The sequence below is a fragment of the Frankia sp. EI5c genome, from assembly GCF_001636565.1.
Classification (GTDB): domain Bacteria; phylum Actinomycetota; class Actinomycetes; order Frankiales; family Frankiaceae; genus Parafrankia.
Map to the genome: position 1 here is coordinate 12,764 of NZ_LRTK01000028.1, position 21,122 is coordinate 33,885.

Annotated in this window: 11 protein-coding genes and 8 pseudogenes; 10 read left to right on the forward strand and 9 right to left on the reverse strand. The window is 72.9% G+C overall.

The window, feature by feature from the left end; all coding sequences use genetic code 11:
- Window positions 1-280 precede the first annotated feature (280 nt).
- Window positions 281-1,021: a hypothetical protein gene (locus UG55_RS14690; protein ID WP_242424382.1), complete on the forward strand. Its 741-nt coding sequence runs from the start codon at window positions 281-283 to the stop codon at window positions 1,019-1,021.
- A 286-nt stretch (window positions 1,022-1,307) separates the two neighbouring features.
- Here UG55_RS14690 and UG55_RS14695 read toward each other — a convergent pair whose 3' ends face one another.
- The 3 genes and pseudogenes from UG55_RS14695 to UG55_RS14700 form a co-directional block, all read right to left on the reverse strand.
- Complete coding sequence (locus UG55_RS14695) at window positions 1,308-2,030, reverse strand: hypothetical protein (RefSeq protein WP_066068558.1); 723 nt, start codon at window positions 2,028-2,030, stop codon at window positions 1,308-1,310.
- Window positions 2,031-2,458: 428 nt separating this feature from the next.
- Window positions 2,459-2,529 (reverse strand): annotated as a pseudogene (locus UG55_RS37140) (DUF397 domain-containing protein); the annotation flags it as partial.
- 1 nt (window position 2,530) lies between these two features.
- Window positions 2,531-2,695, reverse strand: a pseudogene (locus UG55_RS14700) (DUF397 domain-containing protein); the annotation flags it as partial.
- A 1,480-nt stretch (window positions 2,696-4,175) separates the two neighbouring features.
- Here UG55_RS14700 and UG55_RS14705 point away from each other — a divergent pair.
- The 5 genes and pseudogenes from UG55_RS14705 (at window position 4,176) to UG55_RS37160 (ending at window position 11,438) form a co-directional block, all read left to right on the forward strand.
- Entirely contained in the window at window positions 4,176-5,042 is an 867-nt protein-coding gene (locus UG55_RS14705) for a helix-turn-helix transcriptional regulator (RefSeq protein ID WP_066068563.1), read from the forward strand.
- 303 nt (window positions 5,043-5,345) lie between these two features.
- Window positions 5,346-5,559 (forward strand): annotated as a pseudogene (locus UG55_RS37145) (DUF1772 domain-containing protein); the annotation flags it as partial.
- A 1-nt stretch (window position 5,560) separates the two neighbouring features.
- A pseudogene (locus UG55_RS37150) lies at window positions 5,561-5,651 on the forward strand (DUF1772 domain-containing protein); the annotation flags it as partial.
- 388 nt (window positions 5,652-6,039) lie between these two features.
- Complete coding sequence (gene hrpA, locus UG55_RS14715) at window positions 6,040-10,182, forward strand: ATP-dependent RNA helicase HrpA (protein WP_066068785.1); 4,143 nt, start codon at window positions 6,040-6,042, stop codon at window positions 10,180-10,182.
- A gap of 275 nt (window positions 10,183-10,457) precedes the next feature.
- Window positions 10,458-11,438 (forward strand): PHB depolymerase family esterase, encoded by a 981-nt coding sequence (locus UG55_RS37160; RefSeq protein ID WP_066068568.1) that lies wholly within the window; start codon window positions 10,458-10,460, stop codon window positions 11,436-11,438.
- A gap of 52 nt (window positions 11,439-11,490) precedes the next feature.
- On the opposite strand, the pseudogene UG55_RS37165 reads toward UG55_RS37160, so the two are convergent.
- The 3 pseudogenes from UG55_RS37165 to galT form a co-directional block, all read right to left on the reverse strand.
- A pseudogene (locus tag UG55_RS37165) lies at window positions 11,491-11,738 on the reverse strand (galactose-1-phosphate uridylyltransferase); the annotation flags it as partial.
- A gap of 1 nt (window position 11,739) precedes the next feature.
- Window positions 11,740-11,830 (reverse strand): annotated as a pseudogene (locus UG55_RS37170) (hypothetical protein); the annotation flags it as partial.
- A 1-nt stretch (window position 11,831) separates the two neighbouring features.
- Window positions 11,832-12,702, reverse strand: a pseudogene (galT, locus tag UG55_RS37175) (galactose-1-phosphate uridylyltransferase); the annotation flags it as partial.
- A 184-nt stretch (window positions 12,703-12,886) separates the two neighbouring features.
- Here galT and UG55_RS37180 point away from each other — a divergent pair.
- The 4 genes and pseudogenes from UG55_RS37180 to UG55_RS14740 all read left to right on the forward strand — a co-directional run.
- A partial coding sequence (locus UG55_RS37180; protein WP_242424385.1) for a MerR family transcriptional regulator occupies window positions 12,887-13,120 on the forward strand: 234 nt, incomplete at its 3' end.
- Between the two features lies 1 nt (window position 13,121).
- Window positions 13,122-13,354: pseudogene (locus tag UG55_RS37185) on the forward strand (MerR family DNA-binding protein); the annotation flags it as partial.
- A 110-nt stretch (window positions 13,355-13,464) separates the two neighbouring features.
- Window positions 13,465-14,214 (forward strand): NADPH-dependent FMN reductase, encoded by a 750-nt coding sequence (locus UG55_RS14735; protein ID WP_066068574.1) that lies wholly within the window; start codon window positions 13,465-13,467, stop codon window positions 14,212-14,214.
- Between the two features lie 291 nt (window positions 14,215-14,505).
- Window positions 14,506-15,741, forward strand: a complete 1,236-nt coding sequence (locus UG55_RS14740; RefSeq protein ID WP_066068577.1) for an ABC transporter substrate-binding protein — start codon at window positions 14,506-14,508, stop codon at window positions 15,739-15,741.
- Window positions 15,742-15,822: 81 nt separating this feature from the next.
- Here UG55_RS14740 and UG55_RS14745 read toward each other — a convergent pair whose 3' ends face one another.
- The 3 genes from UG55_RS14745 to UG55_RS14755 form a co-directional block, all read right to left on the reverse strand.
- Complete coding sequence (locus UG55_RS14745; protein WP_066068580.1) at window positions 15,823-16,527, reverse strand: ABC transporter ATP-binding protein; 705 nt, start codon at window positions 16,525-16,527, stop codon at window positions 15,823-15,825.
- Entirely contained in the window at window positions 16,524-19,742 is a 3,219-nt protein-coding gene (locus UG55_RS14750; protein WP_066068790.1) for a branched-chain amino acid ABC transporter permease/ATP-binding protein, read from the reverse strand. Before UG55_RS14750 ends, UG55_RS14745 begins: the two co-directional genes overlap by 4 nt.
- Before the next feature lie 361 nt (window positions 19,743-20,103).
- Complete coding sequence (locus UG55_RS14755) at window positions 20,104-21,072, reverse strand: CAP domain-containing protein (RefSeq protein ID WP_066068583.1); 969 nt, start codon at window positions 21,070-21,072, stop codon at window positions 20,104-20,106.
- Window positions 21,073-21,122: the final 50 nt, after the last annotated feature.

Sequence of the window (21,122 nt, forward strand, 5' to 3'; positions counted from 1 at the left end):
CTTGACGCGAGGGCGAACCGCTGCCGACCCCGCGTGGGGAGACGGCGCGAACATTACTGACACCAGAAAGCCGATGAATCGTCTAATCATTCCCTGCGTTCGACGCACGTCCGGGCTGGCAGCGGGCTCGGTGCCGCCTGCTCGGTGCCGCCTGCTCGGCATCGCCGTCGCACGCGGCCGACGCCTCGAACAGGACACTGTGGCGGCGCCCGAGCAGGCGCCGAGGGAAGGCACACAGATGACACAGACCGACAGAAAGGAACGGTCGGACAAGGGGTGCGTGCGTATCAACGCGCGCGATTTCCGATGCCTCAGCTGGCTGCTGGAGATGGGCTCGGCCTACGAGAACGATCTCGCGATAGTCCTCGACCCGGCCATGCGGACCTCCCGCGACGCCGCGAGGGCAGTCGTGCGGCGCTGGAAGCAGGCTGACCTCGTCCGGGCCGACGGCCTGCTGGCCAACCGGGGCCGGATCGTCCGGCTCACCCAGAACGGCGCGCGTCTGGTCGGCGAGGTCGAGCGCGGCGCCGTCGAGCCGGTCACCGCCGCCGTGCACGCGGCCGAGGCCGCCCGCACCCGGCTGCTGCTGGAGCTACGTCCACCTGTGGCGGGTCTCCCGGTCGTCGGCTGGGTGAGCGGCCAGCGGTGGCGGGTGGAGAACGAGTCGGCGGTGAGCGCCGGCGCCCGGGTCCCCGACGGCGTCGCCTGGCTCGCCGACGGCTCCAGCGCCGCGGTGCGGGTGGAGCGGGTGTTCCGCGGCATGCCCGCCGTGATCACGGGGGCTGTTGATCTGCTGCGCCGGTTCCCTCGGGTGATCTACGCCGTCCCGGAGATGAGCGACGGCCTGTCAGGGCTCGTCGAGATGGCCCTGGCGGAGGCCGTGGGGCAGCTCCGCGCGGACGGGTCGAGGCCGGGGACGGCCACCTTCGTCCGGATCCCCGACCGGCTCGTGCCCGATCGGCGCGCACCCGACCGGCTCGCGCCGGGCTCTGGTGCGCCACCTGAACGGGTGCTCGTCTGACCGACCGCGCCGGTCGGCACAGGGCTGCCGGTGACAGGAAGAGGCCGCCCGGGGTACGGGGGGATCCCCGGGCAGCCAGTACATGTTTGCACCTTCGAACCATCCAATGCAATGGGCGCGCGCCAGTGGATGGTCACACATGACCGGACCGGGTGGTGGCAGCCTGTCCGGGAACCCCGGGCGAGGAGGCCCGGGCGGGGCACCGGGTGCGGGAACACCGGTGAGGACCCCTGGTAAGGGAGAGCGGCTCGAACGGCTGCTCCGGGTCAGCCGCCGCGGCGCCCGATCAGGCGGCGACCGCCGCGGCGGCGAGCGGCAGGACGGCCTCGGGATGGCGATGGATCAGGCCGGAGGAAACCGTCCCCCCCGCCACCAGGTCGATCACGTCCCGTAACGCGGCGGCGCTGCGGCGGTCCAGCCGGCCGGAGCGGTGCAGGCCGCGCAGCCGAAGCAGGCCGGGCAGATGCGCCTCGATGGCGCGCTGGTCGGGCCGGGGCGCGCCGTCCAGCCAGACGTCGAACTGGCCGGGGGTCATGATCTCCCACACGACGGTGTCCGCGATCGCGCCGGTGGCATCGGTCACCGTCACCAGGTGGGGCACCCGGACCAGGTCAACCAGGCCGGTCAGGTCGGGCCGGGCACCGGAGGTGACCACGTGCGCCGGCCGCCCCGTCCGCAGCAGCACTGAGCGCAGATGGGAGGCGAAGGCGAGCGCGAGCGCGCTGCGCCCCGGCAGCCCGCCCTGGGTGTGCATCACCACCGCGTCGACACCGGCGTCACTTACCCGGTCGGCGGCGGCCCGGGCGAGCCAGCTCGGCTCGACGATGTCGAAGCCCACCTGAGCGCGGCGGCGTTCGAGTACCGAATCGACTCCGGAGTTCCACGGCCGCGCGACGACCGGGTCGGGAAGCCATCGGCAGATGATCAGCCCGTCTGCCCGCGGCAGCGACAGCAGCGGGAGATCCCCGGACGTGAAGATCCGATCCGTGGTCGGGGTCGGGCTCGGCATTCGGCTCTCCGGTGCGCGTACAGGGCGTGGCAGCGCTCGCGTCAACGCCGGGGGGTCGAGGTCGAATCGATGGGCGTCGCACCGGGAGGCGGTGCGACGGAGCCTGGGCCCGGATCGGGTGGCCCGCGGTCGAAACGATGCGGTCTGGCAGGAACCTGCCAGGTCGCCGGCGTACCAGCTCACACCAACAACCTCCAGACAGGCCGCACGGGCGTAGGGGACCCGTGCCGGGCTCAGCGGGAAAAAGCGAAGGCGGGCGACCCGCCAACCCCTTCCGCGGATCGGACCGGACGCCGTTGTCCGGTCACGGCCCCCGCGGGGCGGACTGCGTCGAGGTCAGTCAGACCTCGGTTCCTGCGATGGCGCGTCCTCGCCGCCACCCCCGAGGCGGCACGCCGGCACCCACCGAGTGCCGGGGGACGCCACCATCAGATGAGCAGGTTGTCGAAATCCCCGTCCTTGGCTCCAAGGATGAGCGCCTCAATCTCGGCCCGCGTATNGACGAGAGCGGGGCCGTCGGGATGCCTGGAGTTCCGGACGGCGACAGCGTCACCGGGCAGTCGCGCCATCTCGACGCAGTTGCCCTGGGAGTTGCTCCGCCGGCTCTTCTGCCACGTGACCCATTGAAGAGCCGTGGCCGGCATACCACTGTAGATCTTGGACAAGATCGGTCTCCTGAAGTTCCTTCATCCGGAGCCAGGCGAGCGCTTCCGGGGGTCTGGACCCCTTTGTTTCCCGGGCGGCTCACGGTTCGCCCCTGGCCACGAACCGCCCCCGCCGCAAAGGACTCCGGCCGGCGAGAAGCCTCGTCCTACCTCCCTCCGGGGGTCAGCTCGTGCGCTTGCACGGACTTCGGCTCACGATACAGCACGCGCGTGTGCACGTGCATACGACAGTTGCCCTCCTGCACACGACGTCCGACGGACTCCCACGACCGCGGACACCGGACATCCGCGGGCACCGGCAACACACTCGGGGAAACCTCCGTTCACATCGGAAACACAATTTGACCCATCGGAGCCGGGCCGGGCGACAATGNAATCCACGAGGGCGCGCCGGGCCGGAAAGCGGTGGACCGGCAGGAAGTCCACCGGACGAAACACGGCCCGCACCCCGGTTACCGAGGCGGCCGCAAGCTCGGCCACCGGGAGGCCACGCGACGATCACCCGATCGGGCCCACCCTCGCTGTGGGTCCGCGGTGACGAACGGCTCCCGCTCCGCGAGCGCCGCCCGGCCGCGAGCGGCGGGCCGTGAAGGCACCGGCATGTGCTCCTATCTGCACTCCCGCCGCCGTTTCCGTTTCCGTCGCGGCGCCGCGCGCCCCCGCCCGGCGGCACTGCCCCCGCGACGACGAAGGTCCCGAGGCCCGGCGAGGGCACCATGGCGAAGCTGTACGGTCGACACGCCGTCCGGCTCCGCCCGCACCCGCGGGGCCGGAACACAACGCGGCTCTGTCACCCGGCTGAGCCGCCGCCAGGACCACACACAACCGCACCCGCGAACGAACAGCACTCCACATGAACAACACTGCAGGTGGACGGGGAACAACGGAGAACGGGGAACGCCGCGCACCTCGCGGGCTGCATTTCGGGCCCCGCGACGGAGGCGGGCGAACGGGGCGGGCGAGGGGCCGGCAGCACCCACCAGCGGGGGGCAACCGGTCGACCACGACGCGGCGCATCTGCCACAGTGGCCTTCCCGCAACACAGCTCTGGATCTCCTGCCAACACAGCTCTGGTCACCTGGTTCCGAACCGGGCTTCCCGGGCCCGGGAAGCAGTCGGCGACGATGCCGGCAGCCGGGCGCCCGGGCGGTGAGGGGCGCCGGCCACCGTCGCACCGGCCATCTCGACCGGCGCCGGTTCCGGAGCGTCCCGGCCGCGCGGCCCCGGTCCACGACGCAGTGGAATACGCACTCTGTGTGGGGCGGCATTGACCAGGCAGTGTGCGGAACGGCCTGACCACGGGTGGCTTCCCGGCAGCAATGGGAGCCGAACACGAACACTCAACGTCAGCCGTGTATACGTATCTGGTTCACATCGCGAAGGCCGACCCGGTTGAAGGGGGCGGAGAACTCGCGGGGTGAACGAGAGCAGAAGATCGAATGCAGTACTCTTGTATTGACCTATGACGAGGGGGCCGACAGTGACGAGCACTCAGCCGGGCGGCGGTCCGACGGTCCGTCGGATCCTGCTCGGCTCGCAGCTGCGTCGGCTTCGGGAGAAAAAGGGCATAAGCCGTGAGGACGCCGGTTACCACATCCGGGCCTCCGAATCGAAGATCAGCCGGATGGAACTGGGCCGGGTGAGCTTCAAGGGGCGTGACGTCGAGGATCTCCTCACGCTCTACGGCGTCACCGACAGCGACGAGCGCGAGCCCCTCCTCGCCCTGGTCCGCGAGGCCAACCGCCCGGGCTGGTGGCACGGCTACGGCGACGTCCTGCCGAACTGGTTCCAGCCCTTCATCGGGCTCGAGGAGGCGGCGGCCCTCATCCGGACCTACGAACTCCAGTTCGTCCCCGGCCTGCTCCAGACCGAGGAGTACGCCCGGGCGGTCATCGTCCAGGGCAGTGCCGGTGATCCGCCGGACGTCATCGAGCGCCGGGTGAACGTCCGGATGAACCGGCAGAAGGTGCTCTACCGCGAGAGCCCGCTTCGACTCTGGGTGGTGATCGACGAGGCCGCGCTGTGCCGGCCGATCGGCGGCCCCAAGGTCATGCGTGGGCAGCTCGAACACCTGATCGCCCTGTGCGCGCTGCCGAACCTGACGCTGCAGGTCATGCCATTCGCGTTCGGCGCGCACGCCGCCGAGGGCGGCGCCTTCACCATCCTGCGCTTTCCCGAGTCGGACCTGCCGGATGTCGTCTATCTGGAGCAGCTCACCGGCGCCGTCTACATGGACAAACGGGAAGAGGTGGACATTTACGCGCGGGCGATGAACCGGCTCACTGTGGACAGCCCGCCGCCCGCCGCCACCCCAGAACTCCTGAACCGGATCGTCGCCCAGCTCTGAACCACCTCTGACCCCCGGCCGGCTCCTTACCGGCCCCCCGGCCAGGTTCGATGCACGAATAGGACAGCGGGCCGCCCGGAGCTCCNCGGCTTGGTATGAATGCATCCCACTCAGCCAGGTCCGAAGGATGGAGAGCCGGAAGCCATGGTCTCGGCGTTCGTCGTGGTCTCACTCGTTCTGACCGGGCTCGTCGCGGGGACGATGACCGTCGGCCTCGTCGCTGTGCGGCCCGCGATGCACTCGCTGCCCGCGAGCACCTACGTGCTGGTCAAGCAGGCGTTCGACATCAGCTACCCGAAGATGATGAAGCCGCTGCAGATCGCCGGCCTGCTCTCGACGGTGGCGCTGACGGCGGCCGCGGCCGTGACCGGAGCGACCGCCTGCGCCATCCTCGCCGCGCTCGCCACGGCCGCGGTGCTCACCAACATCATCGTCACCGTTCGCGGTGACCTCCCGATCAACAACGCGATGGCCACCTGGCAGCCGGAGACACCGCCGAGTGACTGGCAGGCCCAGCNGGCCCGCTGGGACTTCTTCAACTCCATCCGGACCACCGCCGCCATCAGTGCGCTGCTGCTGCTCGCACTGGCCGCGACCACCACCTACTAGCCACCGCCACCCACTGGCCACCACCTCCCGGCGACGACACCACCGCCTACTGGCGTCCACCGCCCGGCCGGTGGACGCCGGTGGGGCCGGGCACGAGCCCGTGGGAATGGATGGCGGGATCCGGACGCTGCGAAAAGCAGGTGCCGGCGCGCGGCGTCGGGGGCAGAATGCTCCGTCGGGGGGAATGCTTCCCCCGGGAGCACCGCCGCGCCACGGCGGCACCCACCGCCACCGCCCGGGCGGGGTGTGACCGGCCAGGTACGCGGTCGATCAACCCGGCCCGCCCCACCAGACCACCAACCGCCGGGAAAACACGCTGTCCGTGATCTCTCCAGCCGATTCGCCGCCGCCGCGGCTGTCCGAGCTGCGCGCGCACCTGCCCGAGCTCATGGCGCACGACGCGCACCGCCTCGGCCGACGTCTCGACCGGGCGCGGAAGATGCGTGACGACGCCGCCCGTGCCTCCTCGATCGCGCGGCTCGCCGCCGAGGTCGAGGCCGCCCGCCAGCGGGTCGCGTCGCGCCAGGCCAGCGTGCCGGTCATCAGCTACCCGGAAGAGCTGCCCGTCAGCCAGCGCCGGGACGAGATCCTCGCCGCCATCCGGGACAACCAGGTGGTGGTGATCGCCGGCGAGACCGGTTCCGGCAAGACCACGCAGATCCCGAAGCTGTGCCTGGAGCTGGGCCGCGGCGTGCTCGGCATGGTCGGCCACACCCAGCCGCGCCGCATCGCGGCCCGCACCGTGGCCGAGCGCATCGCCGAGGAGCTCGGCACCACGCCCGGCGAGCTGGTCGGCTACCAGATGCGGTTCACCGACCGGGTCGGGCCCACCACACTGGTCAAGCTGATGACCGACGGCATCCTGCTGAACGAGCTGGGTACCGACCGGCTGCTGCGCCAGTACGACACGCTGATCATCGACGAGGCGCACGAACGCAGCCTCAACATCGACTTCATCCTCGGTTACCTGCACGGCCTGCTCCCCCGCCGCCCCGACCTCAAAGTGGTCATCACGTCGGCGACCATCGACCCGCACCGCTTCGCCCGCCACTTCCACGACGCCCCGGTGATCGAGGTCTCCGGCCGCACCTACCCGGTCGAGATGCGCTATCGCCCGCTGACCGGCCCCGGCGAGGGCGCGGCGGAACCGGAGCCGCCGCGCGACGGCAGCAGGGACGGAGCGCGGGACGGCAGCCGGGACGGCAGCCGGGGCGGAGCGCGCGGCGGTGGCCAGAGCCGCAACCGCGAGCAGAGCCGCGACCGGAACCGCGATCAGGGCAGGGACCGGAACCGGCAGCCTGACCAGCGGCCGGACCGGGACACTGAGCGTGACCAGGTGTCAGCGATCTGCGATGCCGTGGACGAACTGTGCGCGGAGGGGCCGGGCGACATCCTGGTGTTCCTCAGCGGCGAGCGGGAGATCCGGGACACCGCCGAGGCGCTGTCCCGGCAGGACCGGCCGGCGACCGAGGTGCTCCCGCTGTACGCGCGGTTGTCCTCCGCCGAGCAGCACCGGGTCTTCTCCCCGCACACCGGCCGCCGGATCGTGCTGGCCACGAACGTCGCCGAGACGTCGCTGACCGTCCCGGGCATCAGGTACGTCATCGACCCGGGGCTGGCCCGCGTCTCCCGGTACAGCCACCGGACGAAGGTGCAGCGGCTGCCCATCGAACCGGTGTCGCAGGCCTCGGCGAACCAGCGCGCCGGCCGGTGCGGGCGGACATCCGACGGCATCTGCATCCGGCTGTACTCCCAGGAGGACTTCGAGGCCCGGCCGGCGTTCACCGACCCGGAGATCCTGCGCACGAACCTCGCTTCGGTGATCCTGCAGATGGAGGCCCTCGGCCTGGGCGAGATGGCCGACTTCCCGTTCCTGGACGCGCCGGAATCCCGCCAGGTCAGCGACGGCGAGCGGCTGCTGACCGAGCTGGGCGCCCTGATCGAGGACGCCGAGCCGGGCCGGCGCCTCACCCCGGTCGGGCGCCGCCTCGCCCAGCTGCCGGTCGACCCGCGGCTGGCCCGGATGGTGCTCGCCGCCGCGGAGCTGGGCTGCCTGTCGGAGATGCTGGTCATCACCTCGGCGCTGGCCATCCAGGATCCGCGGGAGCGGCCGGTGGAGCAGCGCGGCGCCGCCGACCTCGCGCACGCCCGGTTCACCGACCCGACGTCGGACTTCCTGTCGATTCTGAACCTGTGGCGGCATCTGCGTTCCTCGCGCGAGGAACGGTCGTCCAACCAGTTCCGGCGCATGTGCCACACCGAGTTCTTGAACTACCTGCGTATCCGGGAGTGGCAGGACGTCCACGGGCAGCTGCGTTCGATCACCCGGAACCTGGGGCTGGAGGTCAACGACAGCCCGGCGGACGTCCGGTCGGTGCACCAGGCCCTGCTGACGGGGTTGCTCTCGCACATCGGGCGTTACGAGCCGGAGAAGAAGGACTACCTGGGGGCACGCGGCGCCCGGTTCGCGATCTTCCCCGGTTCCGGGCTCGCGCGCCGGCGGCCGGGCCGCCCCGAAGGCCCGGACGCGCCCGGCTCCAGCCCCGCGGGTGCGGACGGGGCGGAGCCGGGCGGCGACGCCCAGGGTGACCGGCGCGGGCCGGGCATCCCCACCTGGGTGGTGGCCGCCGAGCTGGTCGAGACGTCCCGGCTGTGGGCCCGCACGGTGGCGCGCATCGAGCCCGACTGGGTCGAGCCGCTGGCCGAGCACCTGCTGCGCCGCACCTACAGCGAGCCGCACTGGTCCCGCCGGCAGGGCGCCGCGCTGGCCTACGAGAAGGTCACGCTGTACGGCGTCCCGCTGGTGACGGCGAGGCTGGTGCAGTACGGCCGGATCGATCCGGTGACCAGCCGGGACCTTTTCATCCGGCATGCGCTCGTGGAAGGCGACTGGAACACAAGGCACGCGTTCTTCCGCGCGAACCGGGAGCTGCTCGCCGATGTGGAGGAGCTGGAGCACCGCGCCCGGCGGCGCGACATTCTCGTCGACGACCAGACGCTTTACGACTTCTACGACCAGCGCATTCCCGCGCATGTCGTCTCCGGCCGCCATTTCGACTCCTGGTGGAAGGAAACGCGGCGGAACCAGCCCGACCTGCTCGACTTCTCCGCGGCGATGCTCATCAACGACCAGGCCGGCACGGTCCGCCAGCAGGACTATCCGGACGTCTGGCTCGCGGACGGGGCGGAGCTGGCGCTGACCTACCAGTTCACACCCGGCGAGGCCGCCGACGGCGTGACGGTGCGGGTCCCGCTGCCGCTCCTGGGCACACTGCGGGCCGAGCCGTTCACCTGGCTGGTGCCGGGACTGCGCGAGGAGGCGATCACGGCGCTGATCCGCGGGCTGCCCAAGGTGGTCCGCCGCGGTTTCGTGCCCGCGCCGAACTACGCGCAGGCGGTGCTGGAGCGCATCACCCCGGACGAGCGCCCGCTGGCCGACGCGGTCGCCGCGGAACTGCACCGGATGAGCGGCTCCGCTCTCCCGCCCGGAGTCTGGTCACCGGCCCGGCTGGCCGAGGTGCTCCCGCCGCACCTGCGGATGACGTTCCGCGTGGTCGACGACCGCGGCGCGACCCTGGGTGAGGGCAAGGATCTGGCCGAGCTGCGGGCCCGGCTGCGGCCGAAGACCCGCGCCGTGGTCTCCGCCGCGGCCGCCGGGGTGGAACGTTCGGGCCTGCGGACCTGGGATGTCGGCACATTGCCGCCCGTGATCGAGCGCACCCGCGGCGGGCATGTCGTACGGGCCCACCCGGCGCTCGTGGACGCCGGGGACACCGTGTCCGTCCGGGTCTTCGACAGCCCGGAGGAGGCCGACGCGGCCATGTGGGCCGGCACCCGGCGGCTGCTGCTGCTGGGCGTGCCCTCCCCCGTCCGGAGCATCATCGGCCGGCTGCCGAACTCCGCGAAGCTGGCGCTGAGCCACAACCCGCACCGCGATGTGAGCGATCTGCTGGACGACTGCGTCGCCTGTGCGGTGGACGCGCTGCTGCACCGCGCCGGCGGGCCGGTGCGGGGCGAGGCCGGCTTCCAGGCACTGCTCGACACGGTGCGCGCCGAGCTGCCCGAGACGGCCCTGGCCGTGGTGCGCGGCACCGAGCGGGTACTCACGCTCGCCCACGAGATCGACCGGGGCCTGCGCACGCTGAGCAGCCCGGCACTGCTGGCCACCGCGACCGATCTGCGGGGCCAGCTCGACGCCCTGATCCACCGCGGCTTCGTGACCGAGACGGGCGCTGCCCGGCTGCCCGACCTGGAGCGCTACCTGACAGCCGCGGCGCGGCGGGTCGACCGGCTGCCCGGTGACGCGGCCCGGGACCGCCAGCTCGCCGCCCGGGTGGGCCAGGTGCTGGCGGCCTACCGCGAGCTGACCGACGAGCTGGGTCCGGCCGGGTCCGCGGCCGAGCCGGTGCGTGAGATCAGGTGGATGATCGAGGAACTGCGGGTGAGCCTGTTCGCGCAGTCACTGCGCACGCCGTACCCGGTCTCCGAGGAACGCATCTACCGGGCGATCGACGGCCTCCGGGGCGTCTGACGCCCGTCCGGGGGCGCTGCCGCCCGCGCTGGCACGTGGTTCCCACCCGGATGCGTGCCCGTACCGGCACCCGCGCCGCCGACGCGGCGAGCATCACGCCTGGCAGGGGCTACCGGAGGAGCCACCGGCGGCCATTACGATGACCTCGGCCTGAACCTGCGGCGAAGCTAACGGCGTATGAAGATCTACCTGATCTAGCTGTTTGTTTTCCCGGTGATGGCCGTCCTTCCTGTCTTCGGCGGACCCGGCTCGTACGGGCTCGGGTTGGGGGTCTGGTGGCGCTGGGCGGCAGATACACGATCGCCATCCTCGCCGCACTCGCCCTGCCACTCACGGCACTCGCCGTGGCACGGACCGCGCTCGACGGGTCGGCCGACCCCACCCGCCCGGCCGCCGCCTCAGCCGCGCACATCGTCGTCGCCTCACCCACGACCGCCTCACCCACGACCGTGTCCCCCGCCGCCGACGGCGCGACCGCGGGCAGTGGCGTGGCCGCCGCAGGCGATGCGGCGGCGGGCGACGCGGCGGCGGTCGGGTTCGGTTTCCCCGGAACGGAGGCCACCGATCCGGGCGGCAGCCACACCACCGAGATCACCCTGCGGTCGGGGCGAAGCTACGAACTGCACACCACCGCCCGCGCGGGGAAGGCGCGGCCGCTGGTGATCCTCCTGCACGCCTATCGCCACGACGCCGCCACGATGCGTGACCTCAGCGGCGCGACCCCGTTCTCCGAGGTCAAGGACTTCGTTCTGGCCTACGGGCACGCGATCGGCGGCGCCTGGAACTCCGGGTCCTGCTGCGCCGGGACGAACAGGACGGACGACGTCGCCTACCTGCGCGAGCTGGTGGCGGATGCGGAGACCCGGACGCCGGTCGACCCGACCCGCATCTACGTGTGGGGGTACTCGAACGGCGGGATGATGGCGGCCCGGGCCGTCTGCGAGGCCCCCGAGATCTTCGCCGCCGCCGGAGTCGTCGCCGGTGGCCTTCTCGTGCCCTGCGAGCAGGCGCCCATCCGGATGATGCACATCCATGGCACCGCGGACACGACCGTGCCCTGGCGCGGCGGCTGGTCGGACTATGTGCAGGTCTCGTTCCCCGATTCGCGCACCGAGTCCTCGCGGGTCACCAGCTCCTCGGTGGTGACCGGAGTGCCCTGGCCCGGCGGTCACGAATGGCCGTGGTGGGCCACCGGCCTGCTCTGGGACTTCTCCGCCCCGCAGCGGCTGGTGACGCCCCCCGCCAGCGCGCGCTGAGATCCGTCCGCGCCCCGCGCCGCCCGCACCCGCGCCGCCCGCACCCGCGCGGTCAGCCCCGGCGCTGCGACTCGACGCGCAGTCCGGCGGCGCGCAGGCGGGCCGCCGCGTCCTCCGGGGTGATGTCCCGCTGCATCCCGGCGAACATGTCGTAGCCCACCACGTGCTTGCGCACGGTCGGCGACCGCAGCAGCGGCGGGTGGAAGTGGGCGTGCAGCTGCCAGTGGGCCGCGGGCGGTGCCCCGGCGCCGACATGAGGCCCCGGGGCGGCGTGCCAGCCCATCGAGTACGGGAACGGGCNGTCGAAGAGCGCGTCGTAGGTGCGCAGCAGCGTGCCCAGCAGGACCGCCAGGGCCTGGCGTTCCGCTCCGGCCAGGTGGTGCAGCAGGCCGNCCGGACGGCGCGGGAGAACCAGGGTCTCGAAGGGCCACAGCGCCCAGTACGGCACGACGGCGACCCAGTGGTCGTTCTCGACGACCACCCGGCTCGGCCCGCCGGCGGCACCCGCGGCGTGGAGCCCGCTTTCGAGCTCCGCGTAGTCGACGAGCAGCGAGGTCCCGTGTGAGTCCAGGTAGGCACGCTGGGCGCGGTCCTCGGCGGCCGGCAGGTCGGGCAGGAACGACGAGGCCCAGATCTGGCCGTGCGGGTGCGGGCTGGAGGCACCCATCGTGGCCCCGCGGTTCTCGAAGATCTGCACCCATGTCCACGTCCGGGCCAGGTCACGCTCCTGCTCGGCCCAGGTGTCGACCACCGCGCGGACCCGCTCGGGCGGCAGGCTGGCCAACGTGCGGTCATGACGCGGGTCGAAGCAGACGACGCGGCAGGTCCCGGTGCCGGGCTGGGTGCGCAGCAGGTCGGCGGCGCGCGCGTCGGCGCCGCGGGCCGGCCCTGCCGGGTCCGGTTCCGGCGGCTGACCGGGGTCGAGATCGTCGGGCCGCAGCGCCGGGAAGTCGTTGTCGAACACGTAGACACCGGCGTAGTCCGGATTGCCGATGCCGGAAGCGCGCACATTGCCCGGGCACAGATGACATTCGGGGTCGTAGGTACTCAGCTCGGCGGGGACTGTTTCCTGCCCGCCGCGCCACGGGCGGGCGACCCGGCCCGCTGAGACGAGGATCCACCGGCCGGTCAGCGGGTCGTACCGCCGGTGCGTGCCTTCCTCGGGGATCGGCTCCGGCGCGGCGGGCTCCGCCCGCTCCGCCGACGGGCCACTGGTATCGGCCGACGCCGAACCGTCATCTGAGCGGGAAACCGGGGCCAGCACGGTCAAATCGTATCTAAATGGGAAATCTGTCTCTACTGGCCGCATTCCGGGGGTCACCCCTCCCCCATCACACCTCACCGTGACCGTACTATCACTCCTCGCTTCACTCGTCGACCGCGGAAGGCCGCGCACCCGCGGCACCAACCTGAAGTTCACTTCAGGTTGAAGGTTGTACTGTCTGGAGATGGACGCCACCGACCTCCTCACGCTCGGCGAGGTCGTACGCCGCAGCGGTTTCAGCGCGTCGGCCCTGCGCTTCTACGAGCGCGAGGGGCTGCTGAGCACGAGCCGCACCAGCGGCGGCCAGCGCCGCTACCCCCGGCACGCACTTCGCAGGCTGGCCTTCATCCGGGCGGCCCGCAACATCGGGCTCAGTCTGGACGAGATCCGCGAGGCGCTGCGGAGCCTGCCCGCCGAGNGCACCCCGACCAAGGCGGACTGGAGCACGATCTCGCGGGGCTGGCGAACCCGGCTGGACGAGCAGATCGAGGCGCTGGAACGGCTTCGGGACGGCCTGGACTCCTGTATCGGCTGTGGATGCCTGTCCCTGCGGCGCTGCCACATGTCGAATCCCGACGACCGCGTCGCGGCCTACGGGCCGGGGGCGGTGGCCCTCCCCTCGGCGTTGCGACGCCGCCCTGACCGGCCCTGACACCGGGCACTACGCTTTCCGTCGCATCTGCCCGGCACCTTGCGGTAAGCCAGATCAGCCCGCGAGCACGCGCGGGTGGAAACGGCAGAGGCCTCGGCGAGGAGGTAGTGATGGTCAACGCGCACAGCGCGTTAACGTCGAACGGCGAAGGCCCGTACCCGGACGAGGGCCAGCAACTGGCCCGGCGGGGGCGCACCGGCGCCCGAGCCGCCGACCAGGCGGGCAACGAGATACTCGGTGACCTCGCCGGGCTGGCCGTCAGGAGCGGGCAGGTGCCCCGCGCGGAGCGCCGCCGCCGGCCGACCGTCGTCGGCCTCGGGGGGACCACCCGGCCGGAGTCGACCACCCTGCGGGCGCTGCAGACCGTCCTGGCCACGATGGCCGCCGCGGGCGCCGAGACCGTTCTGCTGGGCACGGCCGACCTCGACCTGCCGATGTACTCCCCCGACCTGCGCGAGCGCACCCCGGCGGCGCGCCGGCTGGTCAGCGAGATCGCCCGGGCCGACGCCCTGGTCATCGCCACACCGGGCTACCACGGCGGCATGTCGGGCCTGGTCAAGAACGCGCTGGACTATCTGGAGGACCTGCGGGACGCACCCCGCCCCTACCTCGACGGCCGCGCCGTCGGGCTGATCGTCTGCGCCGACGGCCCGCAGACCGCGGGCACCGCGCTGGCGAGCCTGCGCTCCTCGGTGCACGCCCTGCGCGGCTGGCCGACTCCGCTCGGAGTCTCCATCGACACCTCCACCCCGCCCTTCGGCCCGAACGGCGAGGTGTTCGACCGGCGGGCCGCGAGCCATCTGGAGACGTTGACGGACCACATCATGGGCTTCGCCTACGCCTGGTCCCAGGTGATCTGAGGAGCCGCGGCCGGAGCGCCGAAGACGTCCGGCACCGGGCACTTCCGGGGGCCGCCCACCCGACGTCGCACCTGCCGGGCGAGGGTGTGGGCGGTCTCGCGCGGCCCGGCGGGCGAGAACAGCCGCGACGTCACATAGCGTTACCCGGGTGCCACCCCAGGGCATTCCCGGCTCACCTGCCGTGGGGATCACACCCCGACGGGTCTACCGTGGCGGGGCCTGCGGGGCCGCGGGGTGGCTTCCACCTACCCCGCCGCCCCAGCCCGCCAGGATCATCAGGAGGACGAACCGGTGAGACGAGGTCTGGGTCTGCGGCTCGGTGCCGCCTGCATCGGAGCCGCGCTGGCTCTCGCCGCCTGCGGCGGGGGCGACGGCGAGCCGGCCGCCACCACGGCCGTCGGTTCGGGGGACCCGGTCAAGCTGATGATCATCGCTCCGGTCGGGACCGCGGGAGCCAACCATCCGGAGATGGTGGCCGCCGCCCGGGCGGTCAACGGCCGCGGCGGTATCAAGGGCCATCCGGTCGAGATCCTGCACTGCGACGAGAAGAACGATCCCGAAACCGCCAAGAAGTGCGCGCAGCAGGCCGTCGACGAGCAGGTCCTGGCCGTCGTCTCGGCGGTTTCGCTCGCCGGCGGGATCATGCCGATCCTCGAGAAGGCGGGCATTCCCGCGATCGGATCGGCCGGCATCGCCGTGGACGGCTCCGAGCTCAGCTCGGAGGTGAGCTTCATGCTCAGCCCGCTGACCTTCTACCCCGCGGTGTGCCCGTCCCTGCTGCGCAAGGCCGGCGCGTCGAGCATCGGCCTGGTCGGCTACGACCTGGCCGCCAGTGACCGGCTGATCACGATGGCCGAGGCGGGCGGGCGGGCCGTCGGGGCGCCGCTATCCCCCGAGATCCGCATCCCGATCACCTCCAGCGACTTCACGCCGACCATCGCCCAGCTCACCCGGGCGAAGGCGAACGGCGCGGTGCTCGTGGTGTTCGACCAGGCCGCCTACGCGGTGATCAGCGGCGCCGGCTCGGGCCTGCGGACCTGCCACGCCGCGGGCACCCTTTCGGAGGAGTACCTCAAGGGCCTCGGGCCGGCCGCGGACAACCTCGTCGTGGCCAGCGCGTTCCCCGAGCTCAGCCAGGCTGACGAGTTCCCCGAGCTCGCCCGGATGCTCGCCGAGCTTGACGCCGAGCAAGCTGCCGGGAACGCCGACGCCCGCGCGGAGCTGCGGTCGTCGACCTCGTCCACGGCGGCCTGGCTTTCGGTGCAGGTGGCGGAGAAGGTCGGCAACGCGGTGCCGGGCGAGCTGACGTCCAAGGCCCTGCTGGAGCAGCTGGGGGCGACCAAGGGCCTCGATCTCGGTCTGGTCCCGCCGCTGAACTTCACCACTCCCAACGCGGTTCCCGGGGTGCCCCGGGTGTTCAACACGACGATGCGCGGCGCCCGCTGGGACAGTGCCACCGGCGGCTTCGTGTCGCTCGGGGCGGAGACCTACGACGCGATGTCCCTGCTGACCCGCGGCGCGTCCTGACCGGCAGACGTCCTGACCGGCGCGTCCTGAGCTGACCCCGGCCCGTCCCGCCGGCTCCGCGCGGGACGGGCCGGACGCACGTCAGGCCAGCGGCAGGTAGGCGCCGACCAGCAGCTCGGGATCTTCCCGGGCCCGCCGCGCCGGGCCCGACCAGGCGACCTGCCCGTGCCGCAGCACGACGACCTGGTCAGCGACCGCGAGGGCGCTGCGCACGTGCTGTTCGACGAGGAGCACGGCCAGCCCGCCGTCGGCGGCGGCCCGGACGACGCCGAGCAGCCGTTCTGCGAGGCGCGGCGCGAGGCCGAGTGAGAGCTCGTCGGCCAGCAGCGCCCTCGGCCGGCGGGCAAGCGCCCGTGCCAGCGCCACCATCTGCTGCTGTCCACCGGAGAGCAGCCCGGCCCGCCGGTCGAGGTGTTCCGCGAGCTCGGGGAAGGTCTCCAGCGCGAGCGAGGTGTCCGCCCGCCCGATCCGCAGGTTCTCGCGGACGGTGAGATCCATGATCACCGACCTGTCCTCGGGGACGAGGGCCAGACCCGCGCGGGCCCGCTGGTACAGCGGCGCGGTGGTCGGCCGGCCCGCCCAGCACACCATGCCGGAACGCGGGCGCAGCGCCCCGCTCAGCGCGAGCAGGGTGGTCGTCTTCCCCGCGCCGTTGGGCCCGAGCAAGGTGACGATCTCGCCGGGTCGCAGGTCCAGGTCAAGGTCACGCACCACCGGCCCGGCATCACCGTAGCCGGCCGACAGCCCGCGCGCGGTCAGGACCGGCGCGGTCCCGCCGCGGCTCACGACCGGCGCCTCGTGGCCGGGCGGGCCGGCGCGGTGCCCATCGGCGCGGTGCCCATCGGCGCGGTGGCCACCGCGGCGGTGCCGGCCGCGGCGGTGCCGGCGAGCGCAGCCGCGCGCTCCCGAGCGGCGGCGACCGCCTGGCCCGAGCCGAGGTACGCCCTGCGCACCCGCGGGTTGACGCGGATCTGGGCGGGTGTGCCGCGCGCGATCACCTCGCCGCCGTCGAGGACCACAATCTGGTCACAGATCCGCATCACCACGTCCATGTCATGCTCGTTGAGCAGGATTCCCAGGCCCCAGTGGTCCGCGAGCCGGCGCAGCAGGGCCGCGACCGCGGCACTCTCGTTCTCGTCGAGTCCCGCGCACGGCTCGTCGAGCAGAAGTACGGACGGGCAGGTCGCGACCGCGCGCGCGATCGCCAGCAGCCGCCGCCGGCCGTAGGAGAGCTCCGAGACGGTGCGGAGCAGGTCGTCACGCAGCCCGAATGCCTCCACCACCGCGGCGGCGGCGGCGGGCAGCGGCCTCGACCGCGGCAGCACGAGGTCGCCGAGGTAGGCCACGGCGTCCCGGGTGTCGCACGCCGCCTGGATGTTCTCCAGCACGGTGAGGTCCTCGAAGAGCTCCAGGTTCTGGAACGACCGGCTGATCCCGGCCCGGGCCCGCAGGTGGGCGGGCAGCCGGTCGAGCCTGGTCTCGCCGAGCATCAGGGACTGTGCGGTGGCCGCCGTATAGCCGGTGATCGCGTCGATCACCGTGGTCTTCCCCGCCCCGTTCGGGCCGATGACGCCGACTATCTGCCCTGGCTCCACCCGCAGGTCCACCCCGCGGACCGCCTCCACGGCGCCGAACCGCACCGACAGGCCCCAGGCCGACAGGGTGGCCGGACGGGCGGGATAGGCGACGGCGCCCACCTGGTGGACCAGACCTGTCTCCGACCCGGCCGAAGCGGTTTCCCCCGCGGGAAGCGGGCCGCCGACGGGAAGCGGGGCACCCGCGGGAAGCGGGGCGCCAGCCGGAAGCGGGCCGAGGAGACGGGCCACTCGCGCGGTGTCCACCGCCGCCCGCCGCTCGACCGCCTTCGGGAAGCGCCGATCGAGCAACCGCCGGGCGTTCCGGGCGTTCTCCGGTGCCATCCCGCCACCCGAGCGGGAGAGCACCGTGACGAGGACAAGCCCGCCGATGAGCGGAACATAACGATCCAGGTCCGCGAGCCAGTCGATGATCCGGCCGCCGAGCGCGAAGGCGAGGACCGCGAAGACCGCGGCGGTCAGCCACGGCACCGCCCGACCGGCCCGGCGCGCCCTCGCCCGCGGCGCCACCGCGCGGCCGAGCCCCAGCCCGACCAGCGCGGCGAGGGCCGCCAGCAGAATCCGCAGGACGGCGCCGACCCGTTCCAGCAGGCTGCCCGCCCAGGCCCCGAACCTCGTGGCCAGGGCCTCGGCGGCCATGGTCGCGCCGGCGAAGGCACCGCTGATCCAGCCGACTCCGCCGACCACCGCGTAGGCGATCAGCAGGATCGACGCGAACGGGGAGAACAGGCCGCCACCGTAGTCGATGTTGCCGCGCTCGCCGTAGGCGTAGAAGGCGTACAGCACCCCGCCGAAGCCCGCGATCGCCGCCGACAGCGCGAAAGCGTAGATCTTGGCCCCGACGACGCTGATCCCGAGAGCGGCCGCCGCCCGTTCGTTCGTCCGCACCGCGATCAGCCGCCGGCCCGCCCGCCCCCGGCGCAGGTTGGCCACCAGCAGGCCCAACAGGACGAACGACAGCAGCGACAGGGTCGCGAAGCCCCGGGGATGCGCCACCTTGTCGAGGCTGACGCCGAGCAGGGTGACGTCGCCGACCTCGGTCCCCTCCAGTTTCGAGAGGTCACCGAACAGATCACCGAGCGGGCTCGGCGGCGCCGGCGAATGGTAGCCGCGCTGGAACAGCAGCGCGTCCACCGCGGCACCGAGGCCGAGGGTCACCACGGCCAGCTGCAGACCTCGGGTGCGCAGCGCCGGCAGCGCGAACAGCACGCCGACGACCGCGGTTCCGGCCACCCCGACGACGAGGGCGGCCTCCAGCGGCCAGCCCCGCACCGCGATCAGGCGCCCGGCGATCAGTGCCGCCGTGCCGGAGAACGCGAGCTGCGCGAGCGAGAGCTGGCCGGTGAAGCCGACCAGGACGACGACCGACAGGATGATCGTCGCCCAGATCGCGTTCGCGTTGAGCGCGTTCACCCATGGTTCCGGCAGCAGGCACCAGATGCCGACCACCGCGCAGGTCACCGCCACACCCAGCGCCCGCCAGGGCACCCGCCCGTTCCCCAGCGAGGGGTGCCGTTCGGCGACGTGCCCGCGGTCGGGGATGCCGCGCCCGCGCACCGCCAGATAGAAGACGATCACTGCCAGCGGGACGGCGCGGTCGACGCCCCGCCAGGCGGGATGATCGGCGACCAGCTGCACCTGCAGCTCAAGCTCCACCGCCGCGAGCGCGAGCGCCCCGGCGAACACCACCGGCAGCGATCTGAACCGGGCGACCAGCGCCGCCGCCAGCCCCGGAACGATCAGCAGCATCAGCCCGCCGGCCGACAGCGGGTTCTGCAGCGGCGCGAGGAGCACCCCGCCGAGACCCGCGAGCGCGGACCCCGCCAGCCAGGCCCAGCTGGCCACCGCGTCCGGCGACCAGCCCAGCGACGCCGCGGCCCGCGGGTTCTCCGTCACCGCGGTCGCCGCGAGCCCGAGCGTGGTGTGGCGGAACACCGCCCACAACCCGGCCACGATCGCACCCACCACGGCGAGGCGAACCAGGACGTCCACGCCCAGCGCGGTGTCGGCCACCGTCACCTTGGACGTCGGCAGGACGGTGGGCGAGTTCCGTATGTCATTGCCGTACATCAGGGTCAGCGTCGACTGGATGATGATGAGCAGGCCGAGGGTGGCCATCAGCCGCAGCACCGCCGTCGCCTGCCGCATGGGGCGGAGCACCAACTGGTGGAAGGCGAGGCCGATCGCCATCGTGGACCCCACGGCCACCAGCGCGGCGGGCACCAGCGGCAGCCCCCGGACGACGTGCGCCCCATGGAAGGCATACGCGGACCAGGCCAGCAGCGCCCCCTGCGCCATGTTCAGCACGCCGGCGCCGCGCTGGATCACCACCACACCCGCGGCGACCAGGGCGTAGAGCGCGCCGGCGCCGAGGCTCAACAGGGCATAGCCCAGGACGTCGTCCACGGCCACCCACCTCACATCGCACCGGTGGCCGGTGCCCGTCTGTGCTCGGGAAGGGCCTCGGGGATCCCCTCGGTGATCCACCAGGTGCAGCGGGGATCCGGGTCATCGCGACGACCCTGATCACGGTGACTGTCGGAACGTACGGTGCCTATACGCGCCGGACAAGCAAACAACTCACAATTCGTGCCCTCGTGACAGAGCGGGGCCACCCGACGCCCACCACTGCCAGGACCCGCGTACCCGCCTCGGTACCCGAACGGGACCCACGCCACACCGGCCGGCCGGCCGCGCACCCTCCCTGGTGGCACTCCCCGGCAGGCACGCCGGTCAACGGGACGAACCGGTCAACGGGACGAGCCGGTCAGCGCGGCGAGCCGAAGACCTGCGTCCAGTACACGCCGTACTCACCGCCCTCGACCCGGCCGACGCCGAGCTCGCGCACCTCGGGCCGCAGGATGTTCGCCCGGTGCGGCGGGCTGTCCATCCAGCCGGTGACGACCTCGCGCGCGGTGCGCTGGCCGGCGGCGATGTTCTCGGCAACGACCGAATAGGCGTAGCCGCAGGCCAGGACCCGGTCCGCCGGCGTGCCGCCCTCGGGGGTGTCGTGGGCGAAGAAGCCGCGGGCGGCCATGTCCGCGCTGTGCCGGGCGGCCGCCGCGGCCAGCCGGGGCTCGGCGGTGAGGGGCCGCAGGCCCGCCCGGGCGCGCTCGGCGTTGGTGAGCGCCAGGACCTCGGCGAGGATGTCCGGCGCGGCCCCGGGGGGCGGGATCCCCGGCGGGCCGGCGGGAGCGCCGGGAGCGCTGGGCACGCTGGGCGCGCTGGGCGCGCTGGGCGCGGAGGACGCCTCGTCGACGTCGACGCCGAAGTCCCGGGCGAGCCCGGCCAGCCCGTCCGCATACCCCTGGCCGAGCGCGCGGAGCTTCCATCGTGACCCGCGGCGGTAGAATTCGGCGATCTGCAGGGCCGTCTGCGGGCCCAGGTGCGGCGGCCGCACGGTGGCGACCGCGCGGCCCGCGGCGCGGACGGTGGCCAGCGGCGCGGGCAGCCGGCCGAAGGGCGTGCTGCCGTCGGCCGGACTGGCCACCAGCACGACCCTCTCGGCGCCCGGGCGCAGTCCCGCCAGGTCAAGGTCGATGACCTGGGCACCACCGGTGTTCCGCAGCGTGACACCGGCCGCCGCGGGCTGGTTGTAGAAGATCATGTCCCGATCGCCGGTCACCCGCCCGCCTGGCCCGAGCACCAGCGCCGAGAGATCGAACGGGCCGGCCAGTGACAGGGAGACCACACCGGCGGGCAGCTCCGTGTTGGCCCCCGACACCAGCTCCGTCATCGGGCCTCCCCCGCGAACCGCGCGGCACCGGGCGGCCACCCGCACCGGTG